This is a genomic window from Rhizomicrobium sp. (genome assembly GCA_037200385.1).
Taxonomy (GTDB): domain Bacteria; phylum Pseudomonadota; class Alphaproteobacteria; order Micropepsales; family Micropepsaceae; genus Rhizomicrobium.
In genome coordinates, this window is record JBBCGL010000001.1 from 3,016,569 (window position 1) to 3,040,010 (window position 23,442).

Consider the following 23,442-nt stretch of genomic DNA (forward strand, 5'->3'; position numbering starts at 1 on the left):
ATCCCTTGGGCAGGGCGATGGAGATCTTCTGGACCTTGCCGGCCATGGCGGCCTGCGATGGCAGGAAGAAGTACGATTTATCCTACCGCCGGGAGCGGTTCAATCGCGCGCCGCGGGGATCGCCTGGCCGTCGGCAGTGATCGAGTCGAAGCCGGCGATCTTGCCGCCCGCGCGCCGGAAGCGCACCCGGACCTCCGGATTGTTGTCCAAGGCGAAGAGGTCGTCGGCCAGCGGCGTCAGCGTGGTCGCTTCGCGGCCCTCGCGCTGGTACTGCAGCACGCCATCGGCGAGCCAGATCTTCCGCGCGCCGTATTTTCCGGCATAGGCGGCCAGGGCCGCGGCGTCGAGGCGCGGCGGATGCAGCGCGGCGTCGGCGGCGACCAGCGCCCAGGCATAGTCCTCGCGATGCGCCGTATCGCTTGGCCGGGCGAGCAGTCCGGTCAGCGCCAGCACCTCGGCCTGCGCCAGCGCCTGGCCCGGCGCGGCGGCGACGTCGGGCGCCAGGCCGATGCGCTCCCAATTGCCGTGCATGACGGGATGCTCGGTCCGGCCGACCGAGATGCTCTGGACGAAAAAGGGCGCGATCGGGAAGCCGTGATCGTTGTTCGCCGCGCCCGCCGTGTTCGATCCCACCAGCGTGCCGAGCTTGAAATAGCGGATATGGGCGGTGAACTCCTCCGCCGCGGAACCGGTATGGCTGCTGATCAGGACATAGAGCGGAATACCGGTGAGGCGCGGCGCATCGAGCTTGTCGATCACCCGCGTGGAGAAGTCCTTGCCTTCGAAGGTGTCGTGGAAATTCATCAGCACCCTGCCGTCGGGCGGCAGGAAATAGCTCACCAGCGCCTTCACCGCGTCGCCCGAGCCGCCGCCATTGCCGGCGATGTCGAGGATGATGGCGTCCGCGCCGTGCAGGAAGCGCGCGACGTCGGCGACCACCCGGGTGGTGACGTCGCCGCTCCATTCGAAACCGCTGAGCCGGACATAGCGCACATTGCCCGGCAGGATGCGCATCTCCTCATAGCCCTGGTTGTCGCGCAGCGCCGCGGCGTCGGATAGCGGATCGCTGTCGTTCGCATCGCGCGGCAGCAGCGCGGCGCGGTAGGCGGCGGGGTCGTAGGCGAACCACATGTGGCGGTCCTGTGAGATGGCGACCATGTCGTCGCTCAGGACGCGCGCGAACTCCGCCGGATTGGCGATCGTGTAGCGGCCGGCGGCCTCGCGGCGTCGCAGCTCCGCGACGATGCCGGCGCGCATGTCGGGGAACACGTAATGCGCCGACACCAGGCGCGCGACTTCGTCGATCACCGCGTGATCCTGGGCCGGCGTCAGGGCCGGCGGCGCTTCGGCACCGGCGCCCGACCAGCCGCAGAACAGCAGACCGGCCGCGACGACGAGCCGCCTGGCGATATCAGTCATGGGCTTTTTTCCTTTTTGCCTTCGGTGCCTTGCGGAGCAGTTCGGCGACGCGTTGCGGCACCGGCGTCTGCGCCATCGCGTCTTCGATCCGGTTGAACGCATCGATCAGTCCGGGCGCGGCCTGCGCGCAGATCGTCTCGACGGCGTCGGCGATGGCGGTCCAGAGCGGCGTGAGCGCGGCGATCGCGCGCCGGCCCTTGGGCGTCAGCGCGAGGATCTGGCGGCGGCGATCCGCCGGGTCGGCGCGGCCCGCCACCAGGCCGGCCTTGATCACCTCGCCGCGCACCTGGCTGACCGCGGCATGGCTGATGCCCAGGACCGACGCGAGCTCGCCCACGCTCATGGCGCCACGCTCGTCCAGCAAGGTGACGACGGCGAACCAGCGCGGCTGAAAGACGACCGCCTGCGCGCGGTAGACCGCCTCGACCTGGCGGTCGAGCCGCTCCGACAGCCGCCGTAGGCGCGTCCCGAAGGCGGCAAAGCGTTTTTCGCGGAGAATGTCGCTCATTCCGTAAGTGCTTACACAATTGGCGGAATGCCGGCAAGCGCGGCCGCGCGCGGGGCGGCATTGCGCGGATGGGAGGCGTCGCCGACTAGTGTCCGGAGCCGATCGATCTAGGGTCCGGACTCAATTGGGATTCGCAGTGTCACTGTCATGGCCCGCAAAAGCGGGCCTTCCAGGTGACGCCGCCACAATCGTCGAAAGCACGAGCGCACCAACGGGATGGCCCGCTCTCCGGCGGGCCATGACAAGCCTTTGAATGACTCAGGGCAATTGAGTACGGACCCTAAACCGAAAATACCTTGTCATCGCGGCCGACCCCGGCGAAAGCCGGGGAGAGCCGGGACCCATCGAGACGCGATATGCGATGGGTCCGTCCGCACGCTGTCGCTACGGACCGGCGCGATGCTGACGCATCGCTTGGCCGGGATGACAGTTCGATTGCGCTGCTTGAACGCGATCAATCCTACGCCGCGATCAGCTTTTCCCGCGTCGCCCAGTCGAGCGCCTTGGCGAGGGCGCGTTCCAGCCGGTCGAACAGCTCGCCGATCTCGGCTTCGGTGATCACCAGCGGCGGGCAGAGCGCGACGCGGTCGCCCAGAAGCGCACGCACGATCAGCCCCTCTTCCTGCGCGAAGTTCATCAACGTGGCACCGGCCTGCTTCGCCGCCTCGAAACTCTGTTTCGTTTTCTTGTCGGCGACCAGCTCGATCGCACCGATCAGGCCGACGCCCACCGCTTCGCCGACCAGCGGATGCTCCGCCAGCGCCTTCAGCCGCTGCTGGAACAGCGGCGCGACGTGGCGGACGTGCCCGACCAGATCGCGGCGCTGATAGATCTCGATGGTCTTGAGCGCGACGGCGGCCGAGACCGGATGGCCGCTATAGGTGAAGCCGTGGCCGAAGGTGCCGATCCTGCCGGACTCCTGCTCGACGATGTCGGCGAGCTCGGGCGACAGCAGCACGGCGCTGATCGGCAGATAGGCGCTCGACAGCGCCTTGGCGATCGACATGCTGTCCGGCTCGAAGCCGTAAGTCGCGCTGCCGAACCAATTGCCGGTGCGGCCGAAGCCGGTGATCACCTCGTCGGCGATCAGCGGGATGCCGTGCCGCGCGAGCACTTTGACGACGGCGTCGAAATAGCCCTCGGGCGGCAGGATCACGCCGCCCGCGCCCATCACCGGCTCGGCGATCATCGCGGCGATGGTGTCGGCGCCTTCGGCCTCGATCAGCGCGTTCAGGTTCGCGCCCATCCGCGCGGAGAATTGCTGCTCGCTCTCGCCGGGCTCGGCATTGCGGTAATAGTGCGGGCAGTCGGCGAAGCGCGCGAAGTCGAAGGGCAGGTCGAAGCTCCGGTGGTTGTTGGCGAGGCCGGTGAGCGAGGCGCTCGCCAGCGTCACGCCGTGATAGGCCTTGGTGCGCGACAGGATCTTCTTCTTTTTGCCCTGGCCGCGGGCATTCGCGGCGTACCAGTAGAGCTTGACCTGGGTGTCGTTGGCCTCCGAGCCGGAATTGGCGAAGAACACCTTGCCGACGGCAAAGGGCGCGATCTCCTTCAGCTTCTCCGCCAGCGCGATCGCCGGCTCGTGGCTCTTGCCGCCGAACAGATGGCCGAAGGACAGCTTGCGCATCTGTTCCGCCGCGGTCTCGGCCAGCTCGTTGTCGCCCCAGCCCAGCGCGGTGCACCACAGCCCCGCCATCGCCTCGATGTAATCCTTGCCGCTCTCGTCATAGACCCGCACGCCCTGGCCGCGCTCGATGATCATCGGTCCGGTCTCGCGGAATTTGATGAGATTGGTGTAGGGGTGCAGCACGCTCTGCACGTCGCGCATCTGGGCATTGGAAAGCGGCATGGGGGGACTCCGATAAACGGCTCGCTGTATAGCAGACGTCGGGACGCATCTCGAAATGCAGCTCATTTGTCATCCCCGGCCGAACGCCGCGAAGCGGCGTGAGCGGAAGGGGGCCCAGGTGAGAAATACTGTCACGGTGTTTCCCGCCTGGGTCCCCTTACGCTGTCGCTACGGGGTCCCTTCGCGATGCTGACGCATCGCTCAGCCGGCGATGACAGGCGAGTACTATGTCGCGAAAAGCGCTCGCAGCACGATGGGCGTGATCGGATCGTAGCCGCCGCCCAGCACCGGGCAAACGACCTTCGCGAAATCTGCACGGGCGTGCATCGAATACTTCGCTTTCCAAACAAATCACAGTATTGTCGCACCGTTTATTCTGGCGGGCGGGGGCTCACATGGACGAGGCGCAAAAATCGGACCGCGCGGGGGAGCGGGTCTGGTGGGGCGGGATCGCTTGGCGGGCGCGCGCCGCGCTGGCCGTGTTCGGGCTGGCCGCGCTGGCGCTGATCCTGCCGCCGCAGGTCCAGGACATGCTGGCCAATCTCGCGGACAGCGTCGACATGTCCACCGAGGCCTGGCTGCACGCGCTGGGCTTCCATTTCGCCATGATCCTGATGGCGGTGGGCCTGTGGTACTGGGCCCGCGCCGTGCTGCTCGCCTGGTTCCGCATCCCCGACAACCAGCAGTCGCGCGCGGCGTTCAAGAGCCTGCTCGGCACCGCGACGGCGAATGCCGGCCTCGCGGCGGAGCGCGCCAATGCCTGCCGCGCCTTCGATTTCCTGCCCCGGGCGCTCGCGGTCGGCACCGCGCTCGCCGCCGCGCTGGCGACGATCCGCAGCGACAAATACCTGCAGGCGGCGATCGCGCTTGTGTGGGGCGCCGCGCTCTACTGGCTGCTCGAGCACCGCCTCGCCATCCAGGCGCGGCTCGGCATCCACGAAGCGGCCGCGATCCCGCCGCGGCCGCCCGGCCGCTGGTGGCTCGCGCGGCTGTGGCAGCGGCTGAAGGAGCTGCTCGACTACGCGCCCTTGGGACGCTGGATGGCGGCGTGGTCGCTGGCCTTTGCGAGCGCGCTGTTCGTCCTGAGCTTCCTCACCGCTTTCGTGCCGCATTCCATCTTGTGGAAGACCTATCTCGCGCATCTGCTGCCCGGCCCGTCGGTCTTCCTGTTCCTGCTGGGCCTGAGTGTCGCGCCGCTCACCGTGCTCACCTATGTGGTCGACAACGCGACGCGGTCGATCAGCTGGTGGGGCACGCCGCGCCGGCTGCGCTATGCGCCGGTGCTCACCCTGCTGCTGGTCCTGATGGGTATCGGGGCGCAGATCCTGAACCTGCACGCGCTGCGCCTCGTCGACGAGCCGAATGCGATGACGCCCGAGCAGCGCCAGCCACTCTCCGTGCTGTTCAAGGCCTGGGTCGCCAAATGCGCCCCCGGCGACGGGCCGGTGCAGCCGGTGATCGTCGCGGTGTCGGGCGGCGCCAGCCGCGCCAGCCTGTGGGCGGCGCGCGTGCTCGACGTGGTCGACGACAGCGTGCGCCGGAGCGGCAGCAAGAGCGCCTCGATCTTCGCGGTCAGCTCGGTCTCGGGCGGCTCGCTCGGCACCGCCGCTTATCTCGCGATGCGCGCCGGCCTGTCGGAGAAGGGCACCGCCTGCGCCCTGCCCCCGGTGCCGAACGAGACGCGCGACATCGCCACCATCGAGGCGATGCGCGCCGACGCCATCGGCCCCGCGCTGGCCGGCACCATGCTGGGCGACGCGCCGCGCGCCTTGGCCGCCTATTTCGCCTGGCCCGTCGTGAAGGTGCAGGCCCTGCTGCGCGCCGAAAGCGACCACAGCGACCAGATCCGGCTGCTGCGCGCCAACGACCGTGCCGAGGCGCTGGAGCGCGCCTTCGAATACAATTGGCAGGTCAACGGCGTCGATTCCATCAAGGCCGTGCAGGCGCCGCCGCTCGGGCTGGAGCGGCCCTATCTCTCGCTGTTCTACGGTCCCGGCGCGACGCCGCGCGGCGACGTTCCGCTGTGGATCAGCAACGGCACCGACGTGTCGACCGGCGACCGGCTGCTCACCCTGCCCTTCGCGGTCAATGCCGAGCGCTTCTGCACCGGCGACGGCAAATGGTACGCGCCGGACGATATCCCGCAGCCCGGCTGCGGCAAGCCGCATGCCGCCTATTTCTGGCAGGCGCGCGGGCCGTTCCTGGCGGCGCGCGACGTGCTCACGCTGATGCGCGCCGACGTGCCGATCTCCACCGCGATCGACAACACCTCGCGCTTCCCCTTCCTCAGCCCGTCCGGCGAGCTCACCCCGCTGTGGAATCCCAAGCCGCCGGGCGTCAAGAAGCCCGACGACGCGCAGATCATCGACGGCGGCTATTTCGAGAATGACGGGATCATGAGCGCGATGGAGCTGGCGGCATGGCTCAAGGCCTATGGGCCGAGCCTGATCGGGCGGCCGGTCTGGCCGATCGTGGTCGAAGCCATCGCCGACGCCGATCCGGGCAAGGAGGAGCGCGACATCCCGCGCTGCGGCAACCTGCTGCCGCTCAATCCCGGCGTCGCCAATGCGCAGCCGCGCGACTCGCAATTCCTCGTGCCGCTGATCGGCCTGGCCGCGGTGCGCAGCGGCCATTCGCGCGCCCTGCTGCAGCAGGCGCTCGAGGATTTCTGCGGCGAGGGCGGACAGCAGGCCTTCTTCGACTTCTATCTCTACAGCGCGCCGGATTTCACCATCCCGCTCAACTGGTCGCTGTCGGAACGGGTCGCCGATTTCATCTGGGACGGTTCGATGGCGACCTGCGGCAATGTCGCGGAGCGCCGCAACCTGGTCGCGACGCTGACCCTGCCCGGCACGGCGTGGAAGACCGGCGGCGACCTGGGCGGCCGCAGCCTCTATGCCTGCCGCGGCGATCCGTTGAAGGTGACGACCGTGACGCTGCCGAAGCTGCCGCCGGCGGGCGGGGGACCGTAAGGCTCCGTTGTCATCCCCCGCGCGAACGCCGCGTCGCGGCGTGAGGGGACTGCGTAGCGACCGCGTACGCAGACCCAGGTGGCAAATTCCGTCACGGTGTTCCCACCTGGGTCCCCTTCCCTTCGCACTCGCTGACGCTCGCGCTCAGCCGGGGATGACAAGTTGTGTCTATAACCTACCCAGCGCCCCGCGCTCGGCCGCCGTCAGGTACAGCCCGCGCGCGACGGCGAATTGCTTGCGCGCGTCGTCGAGCGCTTCGGCCGCGGCGCCGCCGCCGGAGGCACCGTCCTCGCCCTCAGCCATGCCTGTTGTCCGCGTTATCGGCCATGGAATCCCTCGTGCGCTTATAGCGCGGCAGGGGGCGCCGCCAAATGCGCTGCATCCGGCGCGGCCGCGACGACAAAGCGGCACATTTGCCCGCGCCGCTCGGGCTTCCTATTATATCGGCAAGAAACAGAGGGTTACGCCATGCAGGGCCTCATGCAGGACTGGCCGTTGCTGGTCCACAAGATCATCGACCACGCCGCGATCAACCACGGCGACCGCGAAGTCGTGACCCGCTCGGTCGAGGGGCCGATCCATCGCACCACGTATGGCGAGATCGCCGCACGGTCGCACAAGGTGGCGGCGGCGCTGGACCGGCTCGGCATCCGCGAAGGCGACCGCGTCGCGACGCTGGCGTGGAACACCTGGCGCCATATCGAGACCTGGTACGGCATCGCCGGCATCGGCGCGGTCTATCACACCCTCAATCCGCGGCTGTTCCCCGACCAGCTCGCCTACATCGCCAACCATGCCGAGGACAAAGTCCTGTTCTTCGACATCACCTTCGCGCCGCTGGTCGAGCAGCTCGCGCCGCACCTGCCCACTGTCGAGCTCTACATCGCGCTGACCGACGCGGCGCATCTGCCCAAGGCGAACATCCCCAATCTCGTGGCCTACGAGGAATTCATCGCCGGCGCCGACGAGAATTTCCCCTGGAAGGCGGTCGACGAGACGGCGGCCTGCGGGCTCTGCTACACCTCGGGCACGACGGGCAACCCGAAGGGCGTGCTCTACTCCCACCGCTCCAACGTGCTGCATGCGCTGATGGCGGCGCAGACCGATGCGCAGGGCCTGTCGGGCCGCGACTCGATCCTGCCCGTGGTGCCGATGTTCCATGCCAATGCCTGGGCGCTCGCCTTCACCGCGCCGATGGTCGGCGCCAAGCTGGTGATGCCGGGCCCCAAGCTCGATGGCCCCTCGGTTTGCGAATTGATGACGGACGAGAAGGTCACGATGACTGCCGCGGTGCCCACCGTGTGGCTGGCGGCGCTGCAATATCTGGAATCCCAGGGCCGCACCCTGCCGCACCTCAAGCGCGTGCTGATCGGCGGCTCGGCCTGCCCGCGTTCGATGATCGAGACGTTCGAGACCAAATACGGCGTGCAGGTCATCCATGCCTGGGGCATGACCGAGATGAGCCCGCTGGGCACCACCGGCACGCTCAAGCACCATGTCGCCGAGCTGCCTTACGACCAGCAGCTCGACTACAAGGTCAAGCAGGGCCATGCGGTGTTCGGGGTCGAGATGAAGATCACCGACGACGACGACAAGGCGCTGCCGCGCGACGGCAAGGCGTTCGGCCACCTGAAGGTGCGCGGCCCGGCGGTCGCGAAGGCGTATTTCCGCGGCGAGGGCGGCGACGCCTTCGACAAGGACGACTGGTTCGACACCGGCGACGTCGCGACCATCGACCCGGAAGGCTATATGACCATCACCGACCGCTCGAAGGACGTGATCAAGTCGGGCGGCGAATGGATCTCGTCGATCGAGATCGAGAACCTCGCGGTCGGCCATCCGGCCGTCGCCGAGGCCGCGGTGATCGGCGTGCACCATCCCAAATGGGACGAACGGCCGCTGCTGATTGTCGTGCTCAAGCCCGGCAAGAGCGCGACGCGCGAGGAGATTCTGGGCTATCTGGGCGGCAAGATCGCCAAGTGGTGGATGCCCGACGACGTGCAGTTCGTCGCCGAGATCCCCCACACCGCGACCGGCAAGATCCAGAAGACCGCCCTGCGCGAGCAGTTCGGCGCCTATCGCCTGCCCACCGCCGCGGAGTAGCCTCAGCGTCATGCGCTCACAGTACGTCGCAGCCGTCCTTTCGCTTGTCTGCTTCGTCCTCGGCGCGGCGATCGCGCTGACCGCCTCGCATGGCGTGAGCCATCATTGGTGGAGCTACCAGAGCGGGCTGGAGATCGCGGCGCCGGGCTTCCTGCTCGGGCTGGTCGGCGCCGGGGCCGGCGGATTGTGGCTGGCGCGGGCGCTGAACCTCAACGACAGCGCGGGCTGGAAGTCCGGCGCGCTGGGGCTGGCGGGCTCGCTGCTGCTGATCTTCTTTCCGCTCAACCAGCTGCGGCTCTATCTCGTCTCGCCGCCGATCCACGACATCTCGACCGATCCGGAATATCCGCCGCCCTTCGTAGCGCTGCTGCCGCTGCGGGCGGGCGCGCCGAACGGGCCGGAGTATGACGGCATGAAGCTCGTCACCTATGGCGGCAAGCGCACCCATGTCGCGGCGGCGCAGAAGAAGGCCTATCCCGACATCAAGCCGGCGCGGCTGCTCTCCAAGCCCTCGGTGATCTTCTGGCGCGCCTTCGAGCGGGCCAAGGACATGGGCTGGAACGTCGTCTATTTCAGCGAGAAGGACGGCCGCATCGAGGCGACCCATACCAGCTTCTGGTTCGGGCGGGTCGCCGACATCTCGATCCGGGTGATGCCCGCGGGCCGGATCGGCGCCCGCCTCGACATCCGCGCCAAGAGCCGCAGCGGCGAGAGCGACATGGGCGCCAGCGCCGCGCTGGTCATGGCCTATCTCAAGGCGATCGAGGGGAAGTAGCACGCCGTCACTCCGCTGGGACGACGGTGCCGACAAACATCTTCTCGAACGCCTTCAACCCCGGCGGCGTGAAGGTCACCGCGCGCGAATCCCTCTCCCGTTTCGCCCAGCCCAGGGCGTAGATCCGCGCCAGCAGCGCCGCGCCCAGCGCGCCCGCGAGATGGCTGCGGCGCACGCTCCAGTCGAGGCAGTCCTTGCACAGCGCCCGCCGCGCGGACATCGCCGCTGCGAGATCGATTCCGAACGCGCGCAGGAACGCTTCGCCCCTGCGCGTCAACGCCAGCCCGTCGCCGCGGCGGGCGAGCAGACGGCGCGCCATCATCCCGTCGAACAGCGCGACGCCGAGGTCGCCCGCCAGATGGTCGTAGCAGACCCGGGCGCGGCGCAGCGCCGGCTCGGCCGGCCCGGTGCGCGCGCGGCGATGACCGGTCCGCTCGGCGAGGCTCATGAGGGTTTCGAGCAGGCCGGCGACATCGGCGCCCGCCAGCGCGTAATAGGCATGGCGGCCCTGGCGGCGCGGCACGACCAGCCCGCCGGCGCTGAGCTTGCCCAGATGCGCGCTGGCGGTCTGCGCCGTGACGCCGGCCTCGCGCGCCAGCTCGCCCGCGGTGAGCGCCTGGCCGCCGAGCAGCGCGGTCAGCATGTTGGCGCGCGCCGGATCGCCCAGCAGGGCAGCAAGCGCGGCGATGTCGGGGCCGGATTTCATCCTTCGAGCGTAGTCGAAACATGGCCGCCGGTCCATGGCCTAGCCTGCCGCCATCCTTCGATGGAGACCGCACCGTGACCGTGACCTGCTGCATCCGCTACGTGCTCGATCCTTACAAGCGCGACGCGTTCGAGGCCTATGCGAAGGCGTGGGCATCGATCATCCCGGCCTGCGGCGGCGATCTCGTCGGCTACTGGATGCCGCATGAAGGGACGGACAACATCGCGCTGGCGCTGATCTCGTTTCCGTCGCTGGCCGCCTATGAGCAATACCGCGCGCGGCTGAGGGCGGACGCGAAAGCGATGGAGAATTTCGCCTTCGCGCAACGCGAGCGCTTCATCGTGAGCGAAGAGCGGACGTTTCTGCGCAGGGCGTGACGCTAATCGGAGAACCATCTCCCATCCGTCATCACGAAGGCGGGGTTCGCGAGCACATCGAGATCCGCCACGGGATCGCCGCCCACCGCGACGAGATCGGCGACGAACCCCTCCGCGACGCGGCCCAGCGTGTCCGCCCGCCGCAGCACAGCGGCATTCACCGCGGTCGCGGCCGTCAGCGCCTCTTCGTTCGTCATCCCCAGCCGCGCCATCGCGCGCAGCTCGTCCAGATTGGTGCCGTGCGCGAAGACGCCGACATCGCTGCCGCAGCCGATGGTCACGCCCGCATCGCGTGCCGCGGCAAAGGCGCGTGCGGCCTCCGCCATGCGCGGCGATGGTGGACCGCCCGGCGTATATTCGCCGCGGTAGAGGCTGATCGCCTGCGCCGCCATCAGGGTCGGGAAATACGCGATGCCCTTGAGCCGCATCAGCGCGAAGGTCGCGGGGCTGCCGCCATAGCCGTGCTCGATGCTGTCGACGCCCGCCAGGATCGAGCGGCGCATGCCTTCGTCCGAGGTCGCGTGACTGGCCACCGGCCGCCCGAGGGAATGGGCCGTGTCGCAAGCCGCGCGCAGCTCGTCGATCGAGAAGGTCGGCACCGTCTCGCCCCGTGGCCCGGCGCCGTAGTCGGCATAGAGCTTGATCCAGTCCGCGCCATGCGCCGCCTGGTGGCGCACGGCGCGCACCACTTGGTCGATGCCGCTCGCTTCTTCGGCGCCTTGCGGGAAGCAGCAATCGGGCCGGTAATTCCGCCGTGCCGGACCGTAGGAGCCGGTCGCCACGACGGCCGGGCCGGCGACGAACAGGCGCGGCCCCGGCGTCACGCCGTCCGCGATGGCGCGCTTGAGCGCGACATCGGCATAGCCCGCACCCTCGGTCCCCAGATCACGCAGCGTGGTGAAGCCGGCCGCCAGCGTGGCGCGCGCGTGGTTCACCGCCCGCACGGTGCGATAGGCCTCGGCCTCTTTCAGAACCTGGTCGTCCCAGGACCTCTCATTGTAGGGATGGAGAAACAGATGTGAATGCAGGTCCATCAGGCCCGGCAGCAAGGTGCAGCCCGGCAGCTCGACGTCCTGCGCCGCCGCGCCCAGTTCGCTCCGCGGCGCGATCCTCGCGATGTGCGTCCCGTCGATGAGGACCGACAGCCCCACGCGCACGCCGTCACCGGCGCTCCAGACGCGGGCGGGATGCAGCGCGATCATGTTTCGCGCCAGGCCAGCGGATGCGCCGCCAAGGCGCGGTCCACCGTCACAAGACGAAGACCCTCGACCTGACACTGCGCGAGCAGGAGGCGATCGAAGGGGTCGCGCGTTGGCGGCTCAGGCTGGGCAAGCGCGAGCGCATGATCCGCCGAGATGTCGATGACGGAAAAGCGGGCGCGCTCGAGAAAGCCCGGAAAGGCATCGAGCGGCCGGGTGAGCGGCAGTTTGCCGAGGCGTACCTTGATCGCGATCTCCCAAAGACTGGCGACGCTGGCAAACAACGCATTGTCGGCGTCCATCATGGCTTTCATCAAACGACCGGGGAGCACTGTCCGCTCGGCCAGCGCGATCAGGATATGCGTATCGGCAAGGAGCCTCATTTCTCCGGCAACGGCCGCAGAAGGATGTCTTCGGGAAGCGGGTCGTCGAAATCGCGCGGAACGTCGCCGAAGAAGCCGTCGATGCCTTGTTCGGTGAGGTACCTGTGACCGGCTTCCAGATCCAGCCCGCCGCGCTTGCCCAGCGGCGCGATGACGAAGGCCGGCTTGCCGTTCCGCGTGACTGTGATCGTCTCGCCATTCTCGGCCGCGCGGCCGAGCTCGGTGAAGCGGTTTTTGGCGTCCTTGATCGAGACGGTCGTCATGGCAAAAAAGTAGCTACCGGTAGCTACCGTGTCAAGACAACCGATATTTATCGCCGTCGCGCAGCACCTTTCCCTCGCGGTCCAGCTTGATCAGGTGCGCCAGGACCGAACGCGAGGCGGCGGGATGCAGCCGTACATCGACGTCGGCATAGATGCGCGCGACCATCGCGGGAATGGTGTCGAGGCCGGCCGTGATCGCGGCCAGGACCTGGCGCTCGCGGTCCATGCGGTGCTCGCGATAGGCGGCGAGGAAGGGCTTGGGCGCGGCGATCGGCGCGCCATGGGTGGGATAGAGCACGCGGTCGTCGCGGCGTTCGAGCTTCTCGACGCTCGCGATGTAGTCCGCCATGTCGCCGTCGGGCGGCGTCACCACCGTGGTCGACCAGCCCATGATGTGGTCGCCGGTGAACAGCGCCCGCTCTTCGCGCAGCGCAAAGCACATGTGGTTGGAGGTGTGCCCTGGCGTGTGGACGCATTCGAAGCTGAAGTCCTTGCCGGCGAGCAGCTGGCCGTCGGTCACCCGCTCGTCCGGCATGAAATCCAGGTCGCCGCCGGCCTCGAGCTTGGGACCGTCCTGGCGTCCCGCATTGTGCGGCCCGAAGGCATAGGTCTTGGCGCCCGACCACGCCTTCAGCGGCCTTGCGGCCGGCGAGTGGTCGCTGTGGCAATGGGTGACGAGGATATGCGTGACGCGGCGTCCGGCCAGCGCCCGCTTCAGGGCTTCGACGTGCTCGGGCAGGTCGGGACCCGGATCGATCACCGCGACCTCGTCGCCGCCCACGATGTAGACGCCCGTGCCCATGAAGGTGAACGGCCCGGGATTGTTCGCGACGATGCGCGAGACCAGCGGCGTGACGCGCACCTCCTCGCCATAGCGAGGCTCGAATTCGCGGATGAAGGGGATGGCCATGCCGGACGTCCTAGCTGTTGCCGTCCGTGCCGTCGGGCGGGCGGGTCATGATGCGCTGCTTGCGCAGGATCGCCGCCGGATGCGAACGGTGCACGATCCGGCCGATCTTCTTGGGGGCGCGACGGGCGAAATGCTCGAGCATGTAGGACAGCCAGCGCACGCGGTGGCGGGCACGCTGGATCGCGCGCCGCATGGTGCGCGAATGGTGGATCAGGATCGCCAGTCCCGCCATCAGCGGCAGCAGGCCGATCAGCGGAATCGGGATCGGCATGGGGGTCAGCAGCGCGCCGATCACCGTCAGGACCCAACCCGCCGCGAGAATGAGGATTTTGCGCAAAACCTGTTCCGATGCGCGGCACGCGCCGCGCTGTGTCAGTCCCGCCTATGATAATGCGGGCGGGACGGAAAAGGAACGCCGCGGCTTTCCGCTGCGGCGTGTTTGACGCCCCCGGCTGGCCTGCCTAGCGTCCACGCAAAACACCGGGAGGCGATCATGAAGCTCTACAATTCCATCGGACCCAATCCGCGCGTCGTGCGCATGTTCATGGCGGAGAAGGGCATCGCGCTTCCCCTGGAGGAGGTGAACCTGATGGCGGGCGAGAACCGCCGGGAGCCGCATCTGGCGCGCAATCCGCACGGCCAGATGCCGTGCCTCGAACTGGACTGCGGGTCCTATCTCTCCGAGATCGTTCCGATCTGCGAATATCTCGAAGACAAGAGCCCGACGCCCGCCCTTATCGGCAGCACGCCCGAGGAGAAGGCCGAGACGCGGATGTGGACCCGGCGCATCGACCTCAACATCTGCGAGCCGCTGGCCAACGGCTTTCGCTACAGCCAGGGGCTGCCGCTGTTCCAGAACCGCGTCGTGACGGTGCCGGAGGCGGCCGACGGTCTCAAGCGCGTCGCGCAGGATCGCCTCAAATGGCTCGATGGCCAGATGGCGGGCAAGGATTTCGTCGCGGGCAGCCGCTTCACGCTGGCCGACGTGCTGCTCTATTGCTTCCTCGATTTCGGCGGCCAGGTGGGGCAGCCGCTCAATCCGGAATTCCGCAATCTCACCGCCTGGTTCGTCCGGGTGAAGGACCGCCCGTCCGCCAAGGCCTGAGGTTCCGGGCGGGAACCGGCGTTAAGCATGGCCGGAGAATCCGCCACAAAACAGCGGCGGGACATGCTTAACATTCCGGCATGGAAAACGCGGACCATAGCGGCGGTCATCTCGCGCGCAATGTCTGGCTGGCATGCCTGACGCTGGTTCTGGGCCCGTCGCTGCTGGCCTGGAGCGTGCGCGGCGTCGCGCTGGCGGCACGATGCGCGCCCGGCCCCGATGTCTGCCGCGGCCTGGCGCTCGGCGGCGGCCTGCGCGACGCGCTCGATCTCGCCTGGATCGTCAATGGCGACACGATGGTGCTGGTCGGCGTCGCCTTGCTTGCGGCGATCGCGTGCCTGTTCGCGCATCGTCCGCTGCTAGCTGCGTTCACGCTGCTGCTCCTGCCGCTGGCGGGCCTCATGCTGCCGATGGCGGTGGTGCACAGCGCGCTCTATCCCGGCTGCTCGGTCAGCGAGGCGGGCATCGGCGACTGCACGCTGTGGGGGGCGCAGATGGGAATGAGCTTCCACACCGCGGCGAGCGTGCCCTGGCTGATCTACGGCTTCGTGCCGTATTCCTTCGCGCTGGCCTTGATGCTGGGTGCCATCGGCTGGTTCCTGCTGCGCGTCCGGCCGGCGGCAGGACATGCGACGGCCAACCCGCACCGCTTCCCGGACGAGCGCTTCACGCATCGCGACTGAGCCGTTCAGGCGATATAAGGCCGCGAGTCCAGCGCCGCGAGCAGGCCGCGGATGGTGCGGTAGAGGAAATAGACGAAGGCCGCGGCGATCACCAGGAAGCCGACGAAGAACAGCCAGGTCGTCGCCCAGCCCACGACATAGAGCGCGAACCAGATCCAGAACGTCTCGATCGCGTTGTTGAAATGCGTCTCCCAGACGGTGCCCCGCGCCTCGTCCCGCTTGATATAAGCGAGGATGACGCCGACCAGACCGGCGGCGCCGAAGGTCACTGCGCCGGCGAGATAGAGTCCGTAGACGATGATCACCAGTGTGCGCGTCTCGGTAATCGGCGGCGCGACGATCGGAGGCTGGACGTCGGTCATGCGGCTCTCCCGGAGACTGCTTGTCAGATGGGGATCGGCGGGTTGGCCGCCAAGGAAATCGCCCACGCCCTCCGACACGATTGATGATAACGCAGCGGCGCATGATGCGTTCCGCCATCGCTCCGTCATCGCTGCGTGTCAGCGAAAAGATCGATGGCAGCGCGCTTTCCGCGCGCTTCGCCGTTCTCGTGCGGCGGCAAATGGTCTAGGCTCCGGCCAACTTCAGGAGGATCATTTCATGCTCGGATTGCACAAGCTCGCCACTCGGTTCGCACTCGGCGCGGCACTCGCCGCGGCCGCAACATTCCTGCCGGCCCAGGCCTCGGACCAGACCGAATTGCTGTCGCGCGCCGATCGCACCGTCAGCCACCTGCGCAGCGACCCCGCCTTCGCGCAGGCCGCGCGCACGATCCATTCCGCCCGCGCCGTGCTGATCGTGCCGCGCCTGGTCAAGGGCGGCTTCATCTTCGGCGCCGAGGGCGGCGACGGCGTGCTGCTCAAGCGCAGCGGCCGCAGCTGGAGTTCGCCGGCGTTCTTCACGCTGGCCTCGGCGTCGTTCGGATTGCAGATCGGCCTGCAGCAGGCGGAGCTGGTGATGATCATCATGACCGAGCGCGGCCTGCGCGGCATCCAGCAGGGCGAGACCAAGCTCGGCGCCGGCGCCGGCCTCACCGTCGTGACGCTGAGCTCGGCCGCGGAAGGCGCCACCACGGTGCGCGGCGGCGACATCATCGTGTGGAGCTCGGGCACCGGTGCCTATGGCGGCCTGACTTTCAACGGCTCGGTGGTGAAGGCGGACGAGGACCGCAACGCCGATTTCTACGGCCGCGACGCCAGCGTCTCGGGCATTCTCGCCAACCGCTTCAAGAATCGCGCGACGGCGCCGCTGCAGCGCAATCTCGCTTCGGTGTGGTGAGGTGCACATGAAACGCGATGTCCTGACCGGCGCCGCGCTGGCGGCGCTGCTGCTGGCGCCGCTGCCGGTCCTGGCAGCCGATCCCGCGGGCGAGATCGTGACGGCCTCGACTCATGCCGATCTCGCGGCCAAGGCCGGCGATCTCGCGGGGACGCAGATGCATCTGCATCATGCGCTCAACTGCCTGGTCGGTCCGGGCGGGGCGGGCTTCGACGCCAAGAGCCTCAACCCTTGCGCCAATGCCGGCGCCGGCGCGATCCCCGATACGGCGGACGCGGGCAAGAAAGCGACGCTGGAAGCCGCGGCCGACACCGCACGGGCCGGCCTCGCCGCGCCCGACCTGGCGACGGCGCACAAAAAGGCGTCCGACGCCGCGGCGACGCTGATGGCGATCAAATAGATCGGCGGCCCTCGCGCGAGCGACAAACCATTCGGGGAGGGATGCCCATCCCTCCCCGAAATCGTTTCTCGCCGTCTTCAGCCGCCGCCATTCAGCGCGCCGCTGTTCAGCAGCACCGTGAACAGCCGGCGCAGGTTCTGCGCCTGCGGTTCCAGCGCCGCGATATATTCCGGCGCGCGATTGAGATCGGGCATGGCCCGCAGGCCGCCCGGCAATTCGAGGATCCAGCCTTTCGCCAGCAGCTTGGCCACCTTGCGCCGCACCGTCTCGCGCGGCAGGCCCGTCGCGCGCGCTAGCGCCATCCGGCTGATCAGCAACGCATGCTCCGGCGGGATCGTGGTCTTGTAGCTGCCGTAGATCTCGCGCAGCTTGGGATCGCTCATCACCTTCTCCGAATTGCGGTTGGAGATGGTCATGAAGAGGATCGCCGCTTCGTAGTCGTGATCGAACACCTCGCTGACGCCTTCGGCGGAGCGCAGGATGAACTCCGAGACGAAATGCGCGACCAGGCGCGAATGGGGGTGGTCGCGCACCGAGGGGCCGGGCTCGGCCAGACCCCCGGGCGGAACCGCGCGCGGCAGGGGCGCCGCAACGGCACCGGGATCACGCTTCTTGCTCGCCTCGGCCATAGGGGGTCCTTTCGCTCCCGGTGGCTGAGTCGCATCGCGGGGCATGGCCGACTCCGCGGCCACCCCGGAGTCTAAGCCTACCAGCCGCGCTCTAGTCCAGAGCTACGCCCAGCGCCTTCAGGTTGTGGAACAGGGTGCGGAGCTGCTGCAGATTGAAGGCCTGCAGGGCCGCGTTGTCGCCGAGCCCCAGCGGATTGTCCGGCATGAACACCAAGCCGTCCGGCCGCGCCGCCAGCACCTGGCGCGCAATCAGACCGGCGACCCGGCGGCGCACCGTCTCCAACGGGATGTTGAGCGCGCGGCTGACCGCATTGCGGCTGATCCCGATATGCGCCGGCGTCCGCCGTGCCCCGAGAGCCGTGTCGCCGGGACCGGCTGCGAGATTGGCATTCGAGACGGCGGTGACGATCAGCAGATCGACGAGGTCGATGGGAATCGTCCGCAGCACTTCGCCGACCAGGCTCAAGATATAGGCGGTCGCAAGCCGGGCGGCTGTAGCCACCGCGTCGTCCTTTACGCCATCAACATGCGCCATGTGTCCCCCTCGCAGCAAACGCCAAGCGGTGCGATACAAGCGAAAGCTGCGCTGCCTCGCTAGCAAGTGTCTCCGGTTGTCACCAGATCGGGCACGCCCAAAATGGGTATCACGGCGCTTCCCGCGACGTTCGGCGCGGTTGCACCCGGGCGGCCTACCCATCATGTGCAGCGACGGAACTTTGGAATGCGGGAGCGGTTTGCGCGCTGGCGCGTTCAAAAAAGACAGGCTGGGATGGAAAGCATGGCGGCATACGAAAACAGACGGCCGTACCGGACGGATGCCCGCGTCCGCCCGAGCTGGCTGCCGCACCCGGCGGTGGTGGCGTTCATCATGGCGCTATGGGCGACAGCCGGCATCTTGCAGTTCGGGCACGTCCTGCCGCACTAAGGTCAAATCCGCCGCTCATCCGGACGCGGCCGGTGCTCGCCGCGCGCGATCGCTTCGGCCATCTCCTTGCGCCATTGCGCCGTCAGCCGCGTCCGCGCCGTGGGATAGCGTTCCGCAAGAAAGTCGGCGGCGCGCACGCGGTCGGTGCGGAAGCTTCGGAACGCCTTGCGCAGCTCGCACCATGCCACGACGACGCGCACCGTATCCCAATAAGACACCGCGATCGGCCAGATGACGCGCTCGCTGGCGCGGCCCTGCTCATCGGCATAGGCGAGCGCGATCTTGGTCTGGGCATGGATCGCGGCGCGCACCCGCGCCATGTCCACCGCATCGACCGCGATGCGCCGCCAGTTCGGCGAGACCAGCGTCGAGTCCAGCGCCAGCGGCTTCAGATGCGCCGGCACCACCGCGCCGATCTTGGCGACGAGGTCGCGCGCCGCGCGCGTCAGGGATTCGTCGCCGCGCCCCATCACCCATTGCGCCCCGAGCATCGCCGCCTCGATCTCGTCCGCGGTCAGCATCAGCGGCGGCATGTCGAAGCCGTCTTCGAGGATATAGCCGATTCCGGCCTCGCCGCGGATCGGCACGCGCTCGGCCAGCAATTGCGAGATGTCGCGATAGACCGTGCGCAGCGAGGTCTCGAGCTCGCTCGCGATGTCGCCCGCCGTGATCGGCCGCCGCCTGGAGCGGCGCAGGATCTGGATGATCTGGAACAGGCGCTCGGCCCGCCTCATGGCCGCTTCCTCATGCCGCGAGCTTCTCGATCGGCATCAGCCGCGCGCTCGACGTCGCGGTGGCGACGAGCCGGCCGTCGGCGTCGCTGAGCCGCGCCTCGATGAAGGCGACCGTCTTGCCGAGCTGCAGCACCAGGCCCTCGCCGGTGAAGCGGCCGGGCCGCGCCGCGCGGAGGAACTGCACCTGCATCCCGATGGTCACGACATAGGCGCGGCCCGCGCTGGCGACCAGCACCGCCGGCCCCATCGTGTCGTCGAGCATCGCCGAGACGAAACCGCCCTGCACGAAGCCAGAGCCGTTGCAGAATTCGGCGCGTGCCTCGAAGCCCACCTGCACCCGGCCCTTGGCGGCATCCGCGTCGATCAGATGCCAGCCGAGCAGCGCGGCGCAAGGCGGCATGGCAAAGCGGTCGAACACGGAAAGGGGCATGGCAGTCCTCCATCTGGCCGCCGATCCTGCTGCCAGACTGCTGACAGCATGTTGTCAGCAGTGGGCCCTTAAGAGAAGCGCCGATTTCGACGCGGGATTTTCCATGCTCATCCTGTTCTCCTTCGGCCCGGCTTTCGGCCTGCCCGACCCCAGCCCGTTCGTGATGAAGACCGAGGTCCAGCTCCAGATGAGTGGCCTGCCCTATGTCCGCGAGCGGGCCGCGCCACCCGCCGCACCCAAGGGCAAGGTGCCGTTCATCGAGGACCGCGGCTTCCGGATCGGCGATTCGACCTTCATCCGCGCCCATCTGGAGGAGGTCCATGGCGTCGATCTCGACGCCCATCTGACGGCGGAGCAGAAGGCGCTCGCCTGGGCGGTGGAGCGCATGCTCGAGGATCACCTCTACTTCGCGCTGCTGCACGCCCGCTGGATCGACGACGGCAATTTCGCCAAGGGCCCGGCGCTCTTCTTCGAAGGCGCGCCAGACGGCGTGCGCGAGGCGGCGCGCCAGCGGACGCGGGACTACCTGCAGGGCCAGGGCCTCGGCCGGCACTCGCCCGCCGAGATTGCGCAGCTCGCGGCGAAGGACATCGCGAGCCTCGCCGCGATCCTGGGCGACAAGCCCTATCTCATCGGCGAAGCGCCCTGCGGCGCCGACGCCACGGCCTTCGCGATGCTGGCGGGCGTGCTGACGCCGCATTTCGACACGCCGCTGCGCGCGACCGCGCTGGACCATCCCAACCTCGTCGCCTATCGCGACCGAATGATGGCGCGCTTCTATCCGGCGTTCGCGGGCGCGGCTTAGGGCAGTCTTGGCTTGAGAAAACCTGTCCGTCATTGCCCGGCTCGTCCGGGCAATCCATCTCTCGGCACAGAAGACAAAATGGATCGCCCGCATGAAGCGGGCGACGACGGACCTAAATGGGTCAACTCACATCAGATCGGCCTTACCCTTCGCCCGGCGGCAGACGGGCCGGCAGGTCCTTGTCCGTCAGCGAGGCAAGCCAGTCCATCAGCGCGAACAGCACGCCCGAGACGATGAAGGTCAGGTGCAGGATCACCATCCAGCGCAGCCGCGCCTCGTCCACCGGCTGGATGCTCTCCTGCACCGTCATGAAGGCGCGCAGCAGCGAGATCGCCGAGATCGCGACGATCGAGCCGATCAGCTTCATCTTGAGGCCGGAGAAATCCAGCGTGCCCATCCAGTCCGGCCGGTCCTCGCTGCCGCCGGTGTCGATTTTGGAGACGAAGTTCTCATAGCCCGAGAACACCACGATCAGCACGAGGTTGAGCGCCAGCGACAGGTCGATCAGCGACAGCACCGAAAGGATGACCTCCTCCGGCGTCAGGTGCAGCAAATTGGGCAGCGCCGTGAACAGTTCGCGCCCGAAGGCGAAGAGCAGCATGACCAGCGACACGACCAGCCCGAGATAGATCGGCGCGAGCAGCCAGCGCGAATTGAAAAGCAGCGATTCGAGCGCCTTCTCGACGGCATTGCGCGTATGCATGGTGCTGGTCTTTCCCGACAGGCGTTCGAACGGCGCCGACTATGCTTGCGCGGCATGCCGGCGGCAACCGCTTCATCGCAGCGGCGGCGATTCCCGCCCGGCCCCGCAAATCGGCTTCGAAGGCGGCGCCGGCTTCGTTTGTCCACACTCTTTTCCGGAGGCCGCGCCCGAAGTTTTATTTCGTTTTCTTTGGACCTGTTTGATTACATTCGGTTTTCAAGTCGATCTACGCTTCGGGGAAAAAACAAATCGTCTGTGAATAAGAACAGCGCGCATGTATCCCGCGTCATCCATTGACGAATACCGTCGTGTCCTAGTCATGGAGGGGGCGTGTATCGTGAAATTCAAAGCCAAGGCGGGCCAGCCCGTCATTCTGAAGCCACAGATAAGCAATATCACCCCGGGCGTTAAGGCGAATTTCGATCTTTACGCGATCGCAAACGACGGCTCGGCAACAGCAATCGCAAAGCAGGAAAACGGCACATTCGCCGTGCCGGGCGGGCCCGCGGCGACGATGACGACTTTGCGGCTCGATACGACGCCCGCATTCAACGGCGCGACGAGCGCGGATGTCACCGTCCCCGCGACCCAGGGAGGCGCCGCCCTCCAAAACAGCGAGCAGGCGCCGGGCCATTCCAACGATTGGCTCAGCTCGGTCACGAAAGAAGGCGTGACCGACGCCGAGCACATCAAAATCTCCTTCAACTGATATCCGTGCGAGGTCCAAAATGACGATTCTGCGATCGCGCGCGCATCTGCGCGCGCTCACCGTGCTGCTGTGCGCGGCACCCTTTTCCGCCGCCCTGGCGGACGCGCCCAGTCCGGCCGCACCCCTGCAGATCATCCAGCAGGCTGCGACCAACAAGAACCTGTTCACCTTCGACTATGGCATCCCGACTTCTCCGGCACTGGCGCTGGTCGGAACGACGAACGCCATATCGTCGCCCTCCGCCGCCCTGAAGCCCTTCGTCTTTTCGGTTCCGGCGAGCTGGGGCGGCTCGAAGGATTCGCAGGCCTTCTCCTTCGATTTTTCCGCGATGTGGGGGCTGGAGCAATTGGGCTCGGCCCAGACCGACACGTATCAACAATACATCGACGGCCATTTCTGGGAGCAGTTGCCGTATCGCACGCGCCTCCAAGGTGCGCTGTTCATGGGTGACGACGGCGGCGGCAGCCCGGCCAAGGCGAAGGCGTCGCGCCTGGCCTTCGGCTTCAGCGCGTCGCTCTTCGGACAAAGCGATCCGCTCACGGCGACGGACGCGAAGGGCGGCTATGTCTGGAGCGATTGCGTCGACGGGGTCTTCGACGGCACGGCGATGAATCAATACAAGGTCGCGTTCAACGGCGACAACGACGTCATGGCCTACAACTTCTTTTCCCGCACCTCCGACCGCGTCGAAAACGCCACCGACAACCCCGGCGTCGCGGCGGCCGTGGCGGACGGCTATGCCGCGCTCGACGACTGCCTGAAGCCGGGCCAGGTCTGTGCGCGATTCGATGCCGACAAGGCGATACAGAAGGCCGTCGACGCCAAGGACCTGCCGGGCGCCTTGCAAGCCATGCGGGCCCTCGACCCGAAAGTCCGGGCCGCGATCGACACGTCGGCCGAGACCCTGTCGAAGAAGTTCGGCATCGCCACCGCGCTCGATGCCTGCGTGACGAAGGCGAACGCGGCCGCGCGTCTGGGCGCGGATCTCGATATCGGCGGCGGCGTGGTGTGGTCCGGGACGCCCGGCAAGGTCGAGAACTTCACCGATACCAGCGGCGTGATCTGGATCTCCGGGCGGCTTCCGATCGGGGTCTTCGATCCCGGCGTCACCAGCGCCAAGAATCTGGGTTCCGACACGACGAGCCTCATGCTCGGCGGCGCCTTGCGGGCGGGCTTCGCCGAGGACGTGTCCACGGGCGTGACGGCGACGCCGCTCTTCAAGGCCAACGTGTTCGACGCCTGGGTGGGAGTGGAGCGCTATTCCGCCAGCACGCGCTTCGCCGCCCAGATCGGCTATATGGACACCGAGGCCACGGACGCGGCGTTCAAGACCTTCTCCAAGTCCGGCACGCGCTGGCTGGTCTCGGCGTCCGTGCGCGCCGACAAGCTGTTCGGCGGCCTGCTGAACGGCACCTTCTTCGCCAACGGCACGTCGGATCCGCCGCAGAACGGGGTCTGGGTCAACGCCACCTACGGCGCCTCGGGCGGCACCGTGACCACGCTGGACGACAAGACCATCATGCTGTCGCTGAGCTACTCGCCCAGCGATCCCTACAAATTGTTCGGCGACGATTAGCAGG

Annotated in this window: 29 protein-coding genes; 13 read left to right on the forward strand and 16 right to left on the reverse strand. The window is 67.7% G+C overall.

Translation table 11 applies throughout. From position 1 onward, the window contains the following. Positions 1-99 precede the first annotated feature (99 nt). The 3 genes from WDM91_14295 to WDM91_14305 all read right to left on the reverse strand — a co-directional run bounded on the left by WDM91_14295 (position 100) and on the right by WDM91_14305 (position 3,773). Positions 100-1,419 (reverse strand): S41 family peptidase, encoded by a 1,320-nt coding sequence (locus WDM91_14295; protein MEI9995762.1) that lies wholly within the window; start codon positions 1,417-1,419, stop codon positions 100-102. After that, a complete protein-coding gene (locus tag WDM91_14300; GenBank protein ID MEI9995763.1) occupies positions 1,412-1,927 on the reverse strand; it encodes a MarR family transcriptional regulator in 516 nt (171 codons plus the stop codon). The genes WDM91_14295 and WDM91_14300 overlap by 8 nt, the downstream gene beginning before the upstream one ends. 460 nt (positions 1,928-2,387) lie before the next feature. Next, positions 2,388-3,773: an aminotransferase gene (locus tag WDM91_14305; protein MEI9995764.1), complete on the reverse strand. Its 1,386-nt coding sequence runs from the start codon at positions 3,771-3,773 to the stop codon at positions 2,388-2,390. Between the two features lie 395 nt (positions 3,774-4,168). Here WDM91_14305 and WDM91_14310 point away from each other — a divergent pair, with 395 nt between their 5' ends. Continuing rightward, positions 4,169-6,745, forward strand: a complete 2,577-nt coding sequence (locus WDM91_14310) for a hypothetical protein (GenBank protein ID MEI9995765.1) — start codon at positions 4,169-4,171, stop codon at positions 6,743-6,745. Between the two features lie 168 nt (positions 6,746-6,913). Here the strand turns inward: WDM91_14310 and WDM91_14315 are convergent, their stop codons facing one another. Beyond that, positions 6,914-7,048, reverse strand: a complete 135-nt coding sequence (locus WDM91_14315) for a hypothetical protein (GenBank protein MEI9995766.1) — start codon at positions 7,046-7,048, stop codon at positions 6,914-6,916. A gap of 165 nt (positions 7,049-7,213) precedes the next feature. On the opposite strand from WDM91_14315, the gene WDM91_14320 reads away from it, so the two are divergent. Continuing rightward, complete coding sequence (locus WDM91_14320) at positions 7,214-8,848, forward strand: 3-(methylthio)propionyl-CoA ligase (GenBank protein MEI9995767.1); 1,635 nt, start codon at positions 7,214-7,216, stop codon at positions 8,846-8,848. Between the two features lie 10 nt (positions 8,849-8,858). Continuing rightward, positions 8,859-9,623, forward strand: coding sequence for a DUF1499 domain-containing protein (locus WDM91_14325; protein MEI9995768.1), 765 nt, complete (start codon positions 8,859-8,861; stop codon positions 9,621-9,623). A 7-nt stretch (positions 9,624-9,630) separates the two neighbouring features. Here the strand turns inward: WDM91_14325 and WDM91_14330 are convergent, their stop codons facing one another. Continuing rightward, on the reverse strand, positions 9,631-10,329 hold the full coding sequence (locus WDM91_14330; protein ID MEI9995769.1) for a winged helix-turn-helix domain-containing protein: 699 nt from the start codon (positions 10,327-10,329) through the stop codon (positions 9,631-9,633). Between the two features lie 74 nt (positions 10,330-10,403). Here WDM91_14330 and WDM91_14335 point away from each other — a divergent pair, with 74 nt between their 5' ends. Beyond that, positions 10,404-10,706: an NIPSNAP family protein gene (locus WDM91_14335; protein ID MEI9995770.1), complete on the forward strand. Its 303-nt coding sequence runs from the start codon at positions 10,404-10,406 to the stop codon at positions 10,704-10,706. A gap of 2 nt (positions 10,707-10,708) precedes the next feature. Here the strand turns inward: WDM91_14335 and WDM91_14340 are convergent, their stop codons facing one another. Genes WDM91_14340 through WDM91_14360 form a run of 5 tightly spaced genes read right to left on the reverse strand, consistent with a single transcriptional unit; the run spans position 10,709 to position 13,798 of the window. Further along, positions 10,709-11,908 carry an amidohydrolase family protein gene (locus WDM91_14340; GenBank protein ID MEI9995771.1) on the reverse strand — a complete coding sequence of 400 codons (1,200 nt, stop codon included), beginning with the start codon at positions 11,906-11,908 and terminating at the stop codon, positions 10,709-10,711. Beyond that, positions 11,905-12,288 carry a type II toxin-antitoxin system VapC family toxin gene (locus WDM91_14345; GenBank protein MEI9995772.1) on the reverse strand — a complete coding sequence of 128 codons (384 nt, stop codon included), beginning with the start codon at positions 12,286-12,288 and terminating at the stop codon, positions 11,905-11,907. Before WDM91_14345 ends, WDM91_14340 begins: the two co-directional genes overlap by 4 nt. Continuing rightward, positions 12,285-12,551, reverse strand: coding sequence for a type II toxin-antitoxin system prevent-host-death family antitoxin (locus WDM91_14350; GenBank protein ID MEI9995773.1), 267 nt, complete (start codon positions 12,549-12,551; stop codon positions 12,285-12,287). Before WDM91_14350 ends, WDM91_14345 begins: the two co-directional genes overlap by 4 nt. Positions 12,552-12,582: 31 nt before the next feature. Continuing rightward, the gene (locus WDM91_14355; GenBank protein MEI9995774.1) at positions 12,583-13,461 is read right to left on the reverse strand and encodes an MBL fold metallo-hydrolase; all 879 of its coding nucleotides are present in this window, start codon (positions 13,459-13,461) and stop codon (positions 12,583-12,585) included. A gap of 10 nt (positions 13,462-13,471) precedes the next feature. Beyond that, positions 13,472-13,798: a hypothetical protein gene (locus WDM91_14360; protein ID MEI9995775.1), complete on the reverse strand. Its 327-nt coding sequence runs from the start codon at positions 13,796-13,798 to the stop codon at positions 13,472-13,474. A 156-nt stretch (positions 13,799-13,954) separates the two neighbouring features. Between WDM91_14360 and WDM91_14365 the strand changes: the two genes are divergently transcribed. Together WDM91_14365 and WDM91_14370 are read left to right on the forward strand one after the other, a co-directional pair. Beyond that, on the forward strand, positions 13,955-14,566 hold the full coding sequence (locus tag WDM91_14365) for a glutathione S-transferase (GenBank protein ID MEI9995776.1): 612 nt from the start codon (positions 13,955-13,957) through the stop codon (positions 14,564-14,566). An 80-nt stretch (positions 14,567-14,646) separates the two neighbouring features. Further along, positions 14,647-15,249, forward strand: a complete 603-nt coding sequence (locus WDM91_14370) for a hypothetical protein (GenBank protein MEI9995777.1) — start codon at positions 14,647-14,649, stop codon at positions 15,247-15,249. 5 nt (positions 15,250-15,254) lie between these two features. On the opposite strand, the gene WDM91_14375 is transcribed toward WDM91_14370, so the two are convergent. Continuing rightward, positions 15,255-15,611: a hypothetical protein gene (locus WDM91_14375; GenBank protein ID MEI9995778.1), complete on the reverse strand. Its 357-nt coding sequence runs from the start codon at positions 15,609-15,611 to the stop codon at positions 15,255-15,257. 238 nt (positions 15,612-15,849) lie between these two features. Here WDM91_14375 and WDM91_14380 point away from each other — a divergent pair, with 238 nt between their 5' ends. Then, complete coding sequence (locus WDM91_14380; protein ID MEI9995779.1) at positions 15,850-16,527, forward strand: lipid-binding SYLF domain-containing protein; 678 nt, start codon at positions 15,850-15,852, stop codon at positions 16,525-16,527. Positions 16,528-16,534: 7 nt separating this feature from the next. Further along, complete coding sequence (locus WDM91_14385; GenBank protein ID MEI9995780.1) at positions 16,535-16,927, forward strand: hypothetical protein; 393 nt, start codon at positions 16,535-16,537, stop codon at positions 16,925-16,927. Between the two features lie 77 nt (positions 16,928-17,004). On the opposite strand, the gene WDM91_14390 is transcribed toward WDM91_14385, so the two are convergent. Both WDM91_14390 and WDM91_14395 read right to left on the reverse strand, forming a co-directional pair. Continuing rightward, positions 17,005-17,556 carry a hypothetical protein gene (locus WDM91_14390; protein ID MEI9995781.1) on the reverse strand — a complete coding sequence of 184 codons (552 nt, stop codon included), beginning with the start codon at positions 17,554-17,556 and terminating at the stop codon, positions 17,005-17,007. A 91-nt stretch (positions 17,557-17,647) separates the two neighbouring features. Next, positions 17,648-18,091 (reverse strand): hypothetical protein, encoded by a 444-nt coding sequence (locus tag WDM91_14395; protein MEI9995782.1) that lies wholly within the window; start codon positions 18,089-18,091, stop codon positions 17,648-17,650. A gap of 243 nt (positions 18,092-18,334) precedes the next feature. Between WDM91_14395 and WDM91_14400 the strand changes: the two genes are divergently transcribed. Continuing rightward, positions 18,335-18,481 (forward strand): hypothetical protein, encoded by a 147-nt coding sequence (locus tag WDM91_14400; GenBank protein MEI9995783.1) that lies wholly within the window; start codon positions 18,335-18,337, stop codon positions 18,479-18,481. 2 nt (positions 18,482-18,483) lie between these two features. Here the strand turns inward: WDM91_14400 and WDM91_14405 are convergent, their stop codons facing one another. Together WDM91_14405 and WDM91_14410 are read right to left on the reverse strand one after the other, a co-directional pair. Next, positions 18,484-19,215, reverse strand: coding sequence for a YafY family protein (locus WDM91_14405; GenBank protein ID MEI9995784.1), 732 nt, complete (start codon positions 19,213-19,215; stop codon positions 18,484-18,486). Between the two features lie 10 nt (positions 19,216-19,225). Next, on the reverse strand, positions 19,226-19,645 hold the full coding sequence (locus tag WDM91_14410; protein ID MEI9995785.1) for a PaaI family thioesterase: 420 nt from the start codon (positions 19,643-19,645) through the stop codon (positions 19,226-19,228). Between WDM91_14410 and WDM91_14415 the strand changes: the two genes are divergently transcribed. Further along, the gene (locus WDM91_14415) at positions 19,644-20,450 is read left to right on the forward strand and encodes a glutathione S-transferase family protein (protein ID MEI9995786.1); all 807 of its coding nucleotides are present in this window, start codon (positions 19,644-19,646) and stop codon (positions 20,448-20,450) included. The genes WDM91_14410 and WDM91_14415 overlap by 2 nt on opposite strands. 142 nt (positions 20,451-20,592) lie before the next feature. Here WDM91_14415 and WDM91_14420 read toward each other — a convergent pair whose 3' ends face one another. Then, positions 20,593-21,153: a TIGR00645 family protein gene (locus tag WDM91_14420; GenBank protein MEI9995787.1), complete on the reverse strand. Its 561-nt coding sequence runs from the start codon at positions 21,151-21,153 to the stop codon at positions 20,593-20,595. Between WDM91_14420 and WDM91_14425 the strand changes: the two genes are divergently transcribed. The 3 genes from WDM91_14425 to WDM91_14435 all read left to right on the forward strand — a co-directional run bounded on the left by WDM91_14425 (position 21,152) and on the right by WDM91_14435 (position 23,438). Then, positions 21,152-21,412: a hypothetical protein gene (locus tag WDM91_14425; protein MEI9995788.1), complete on the forward strand. Its 261-nt coding sequence runs from the start codon at positions 21,152-21,154 to the stop codon at positions 21,410-21,412. The genes WDM91_14420 and WDM91_14425 overlap by 2 nt on opposite strands. 78 nt (positions 21,413-21,490) lie before the next feature. Next, positions 21,491-21,862, forward strand: a complete 372-nt coding sequence (locus WDM91_14430; protein MEI9995789.1) for a hypothetical protein — start codon at positions 21,491-21,493, stop codon at positions 21,860-21,862. 19 nt (positions 21,863-21,881) lie between these two features. Then, positions 21,882-23,438: a hypothetical protein gene (locus tag WDM91_14435; protein MEI9995790.1), complete on the forward strand. Its 1,557-nt coding sequence runs from the start codon at positions 21,882-21,884 to the stop codon at positions 23,436-23,438. The last annotated feature ends 4 nt before the right edge of the window (positions 23,439-23,442 follow it).

What these genes read in the sequence shown, in the direction of transcription:
- WDM91_14295 (MEI9995762.1), bottom strand. Translation starts at nt 1,419, where the DNA reads ATGACTGATATCGCCAGGCGGCTCGTCGTCGCGGCCGGTCTGCTGTTC.
- WDM91_14300 (MEI9995763.1), bottom strand. Translation starts at nt 1,927, where the DNA reads ATGAGCGACATTCTCCGCGAAAAACGCTTTGCCGCCTTCGGGACGCGC.
- WDM91_14305 (MEI9995764.1), bottom strand. Translation starts at nt 3,773, where the DNA reads ATGCCGCTTTCCAATGCCCAGATGCGCGACGTGCAGAGCGTGCTGCAC.
- WDM91_14310 (MEI9995765.1), top strand. Translation starts at nt 4,169, where the DNA reads ATGGACGAGGCGCAAAAATCGGACCGCGCGGGGGAGCGGGTCTGGTGG.
- WDM91_14315 (MEI9995766.1), bottom strand. Translation starts at nt 7,048, where the DNA reads ATGGCTGAGGGCGAGGACGGTGCCTCCGGCGGCGGCGCCGCGGCCGAA.
- WDM91_14320 (MEI9995767.1), top strand. Translation starts at nt 7,214, where the DNA reads ATGCAGGGCCTCATGCAGGACTGGCCGTTGCTGGTCCACAAGATCATC.
- WDM91_14325 (MEI9995768.1), top strand. Translation starts at nt 8,859, where the DNA reads ATGCGCTCACAGTACGTCGCAGCCGTCCTTTCGCTTGTCTGCTTCGTC.
- WDM91_14330 (MEI9995769.1), bottom strand. Translation starts at nt 10,329, where the DNA reads ATGAAATCCGGCCCCGACATCGCCGCGCTTGCTGCCCTGCTGGGCGAT.
- WDM91_14340 (MEI9995771.1), bottom strand. Translation starts at nt 11,908, where the DNA reads ATGATCGCGCTGCATCCCGCCCGCGTCTGGAGCGCCGGTGACGGCGTG.
- WDM91_14345 (MEI9995772.1), bottom strand. Translation starts at nt 12,288, where the DNA reads ATGAGGCTCCTTGCCGATACGCATATCCTGATCGCGCTGGCCGAGCGG.
- WDM91_14350 (MEI9995773.1), bottom strand. Translation starts at nt 12,551, where the DNA reads ATGACGACCGTCTCGATCAAGGACGCCAAAAACCGCTTCACCGAGCTC.
- WDM91_14355 (MEI9995774.1), bottom strand. Translation starts at nt 13,461, where the DNA reads ATGGCCATCCCCTTCATCCGCGAATTCGAGCCTCGCTATGGCGAGGAG.
- WDM91_14365 (MEI9995776.1), top strand. Translation starts at nt 13,955, where the DNA reads ATGAAGCTCTACAATTCCATCGGACCCAATCCGCGCGTCGTGCGCATG.
- WDM91_14370 (MEI9995777.1), top strand. Translation starts at nt 14,647, where the DNA reads ATGGAAAACGCGGACCATAGCGGCGGTCATCTCGCGCGCAATGTCTGG.
- WDM91_14375 (MEI9995778.1), bottom strand. Translation starts at nt 15,611, where the DNA reads ATGACCGACGTCCAGCCTCCGATCGTCGCGCCGCCGATTACCGAGACG.
- WDM91_14380 (MEI9995779.1), top strand. Translation starts at nt 15,850, where the DNA reads ATGCTCGGATTGCACAAGCTCGCCACTCGGTTCGCACTCGGCGCGGCA.
- WDM91_14385 (MEI9995780.1), top strand. Translation starts at nt 16,535, where the DNA reads ATGAAACGCGATGTCCTGACCGGCGCCGCGCTGGCGGCGCTGCTGCTG.
- WDM91_14390 (MEI9995781.1), bottom strand. Translation starts at nt 17,556, where the DNA reads ATGGCCGAGGCGAGCAAGAAGCGTGATCCCGGTGCCGTTGCGGCGCCC.
- WDM91_14395 (MEI9995782.1), bottom strand. Translation starts at nt 18,091, where the DNA reads ATGGCGCATGTTGATGGCGTAAAGGACGACGCGGTGGCTACAGCCGCC.
- WDM91_14400 (MEI9995783.1), top strand. Translation starts at nt 18,335, where the DNA reads ATGGCGGCATACGAAAACAGACGGCCGTACCGGACGGATGCCCGCGTC.
- WDM91_14405 (MEI9995784.1), bottom strand. Translation starts at nt 19,215, where the DNA reads ATGAGGCGGGCCGAGCGCCTGTTCCAGATCATCCAGATCCTGCGCCGC.
- WDM91_14415 (MEI9995786.1), top strand. Translation starts at nt 19,644, where the DNA reads ATGGCAGTCCTCCATCTGGCCGCCGATCCTGCTGCCAGACTGCTGACA.
- WDM91_14410 (MEI9995785.1), bottom strand. Translation starts at nt 19,645, where the DNA reads ATGCCCCTTTCCGTGTTCGACCGCTTTGCCATGCCGCCTTGCGCCGCG.
- WDM91_14425 (MEI9995788.1), top strand. Translation starts at nt 21,152, where the DNA reads ATGGTGCTGGTCTTTCCCGACAGGCGTTCGAACGGCGCCGACTATGCT.
- WDM91_14420 (MEI9995787.1), bottom strand. Translation starts at nt 21,153, where the DNA reads ATGCATACGCGCAATGCCGTCGAGAAGGCGCTCGAATCGCTGCTTTTC.
- WDM91_14435 (MEI9995790.1), top strand. Translation starts at nt 21,882, where the DNA reads ATGACGATTCTGCGATCGCGCGCGCATCTGCGCGCGCTCACCGTGCTG.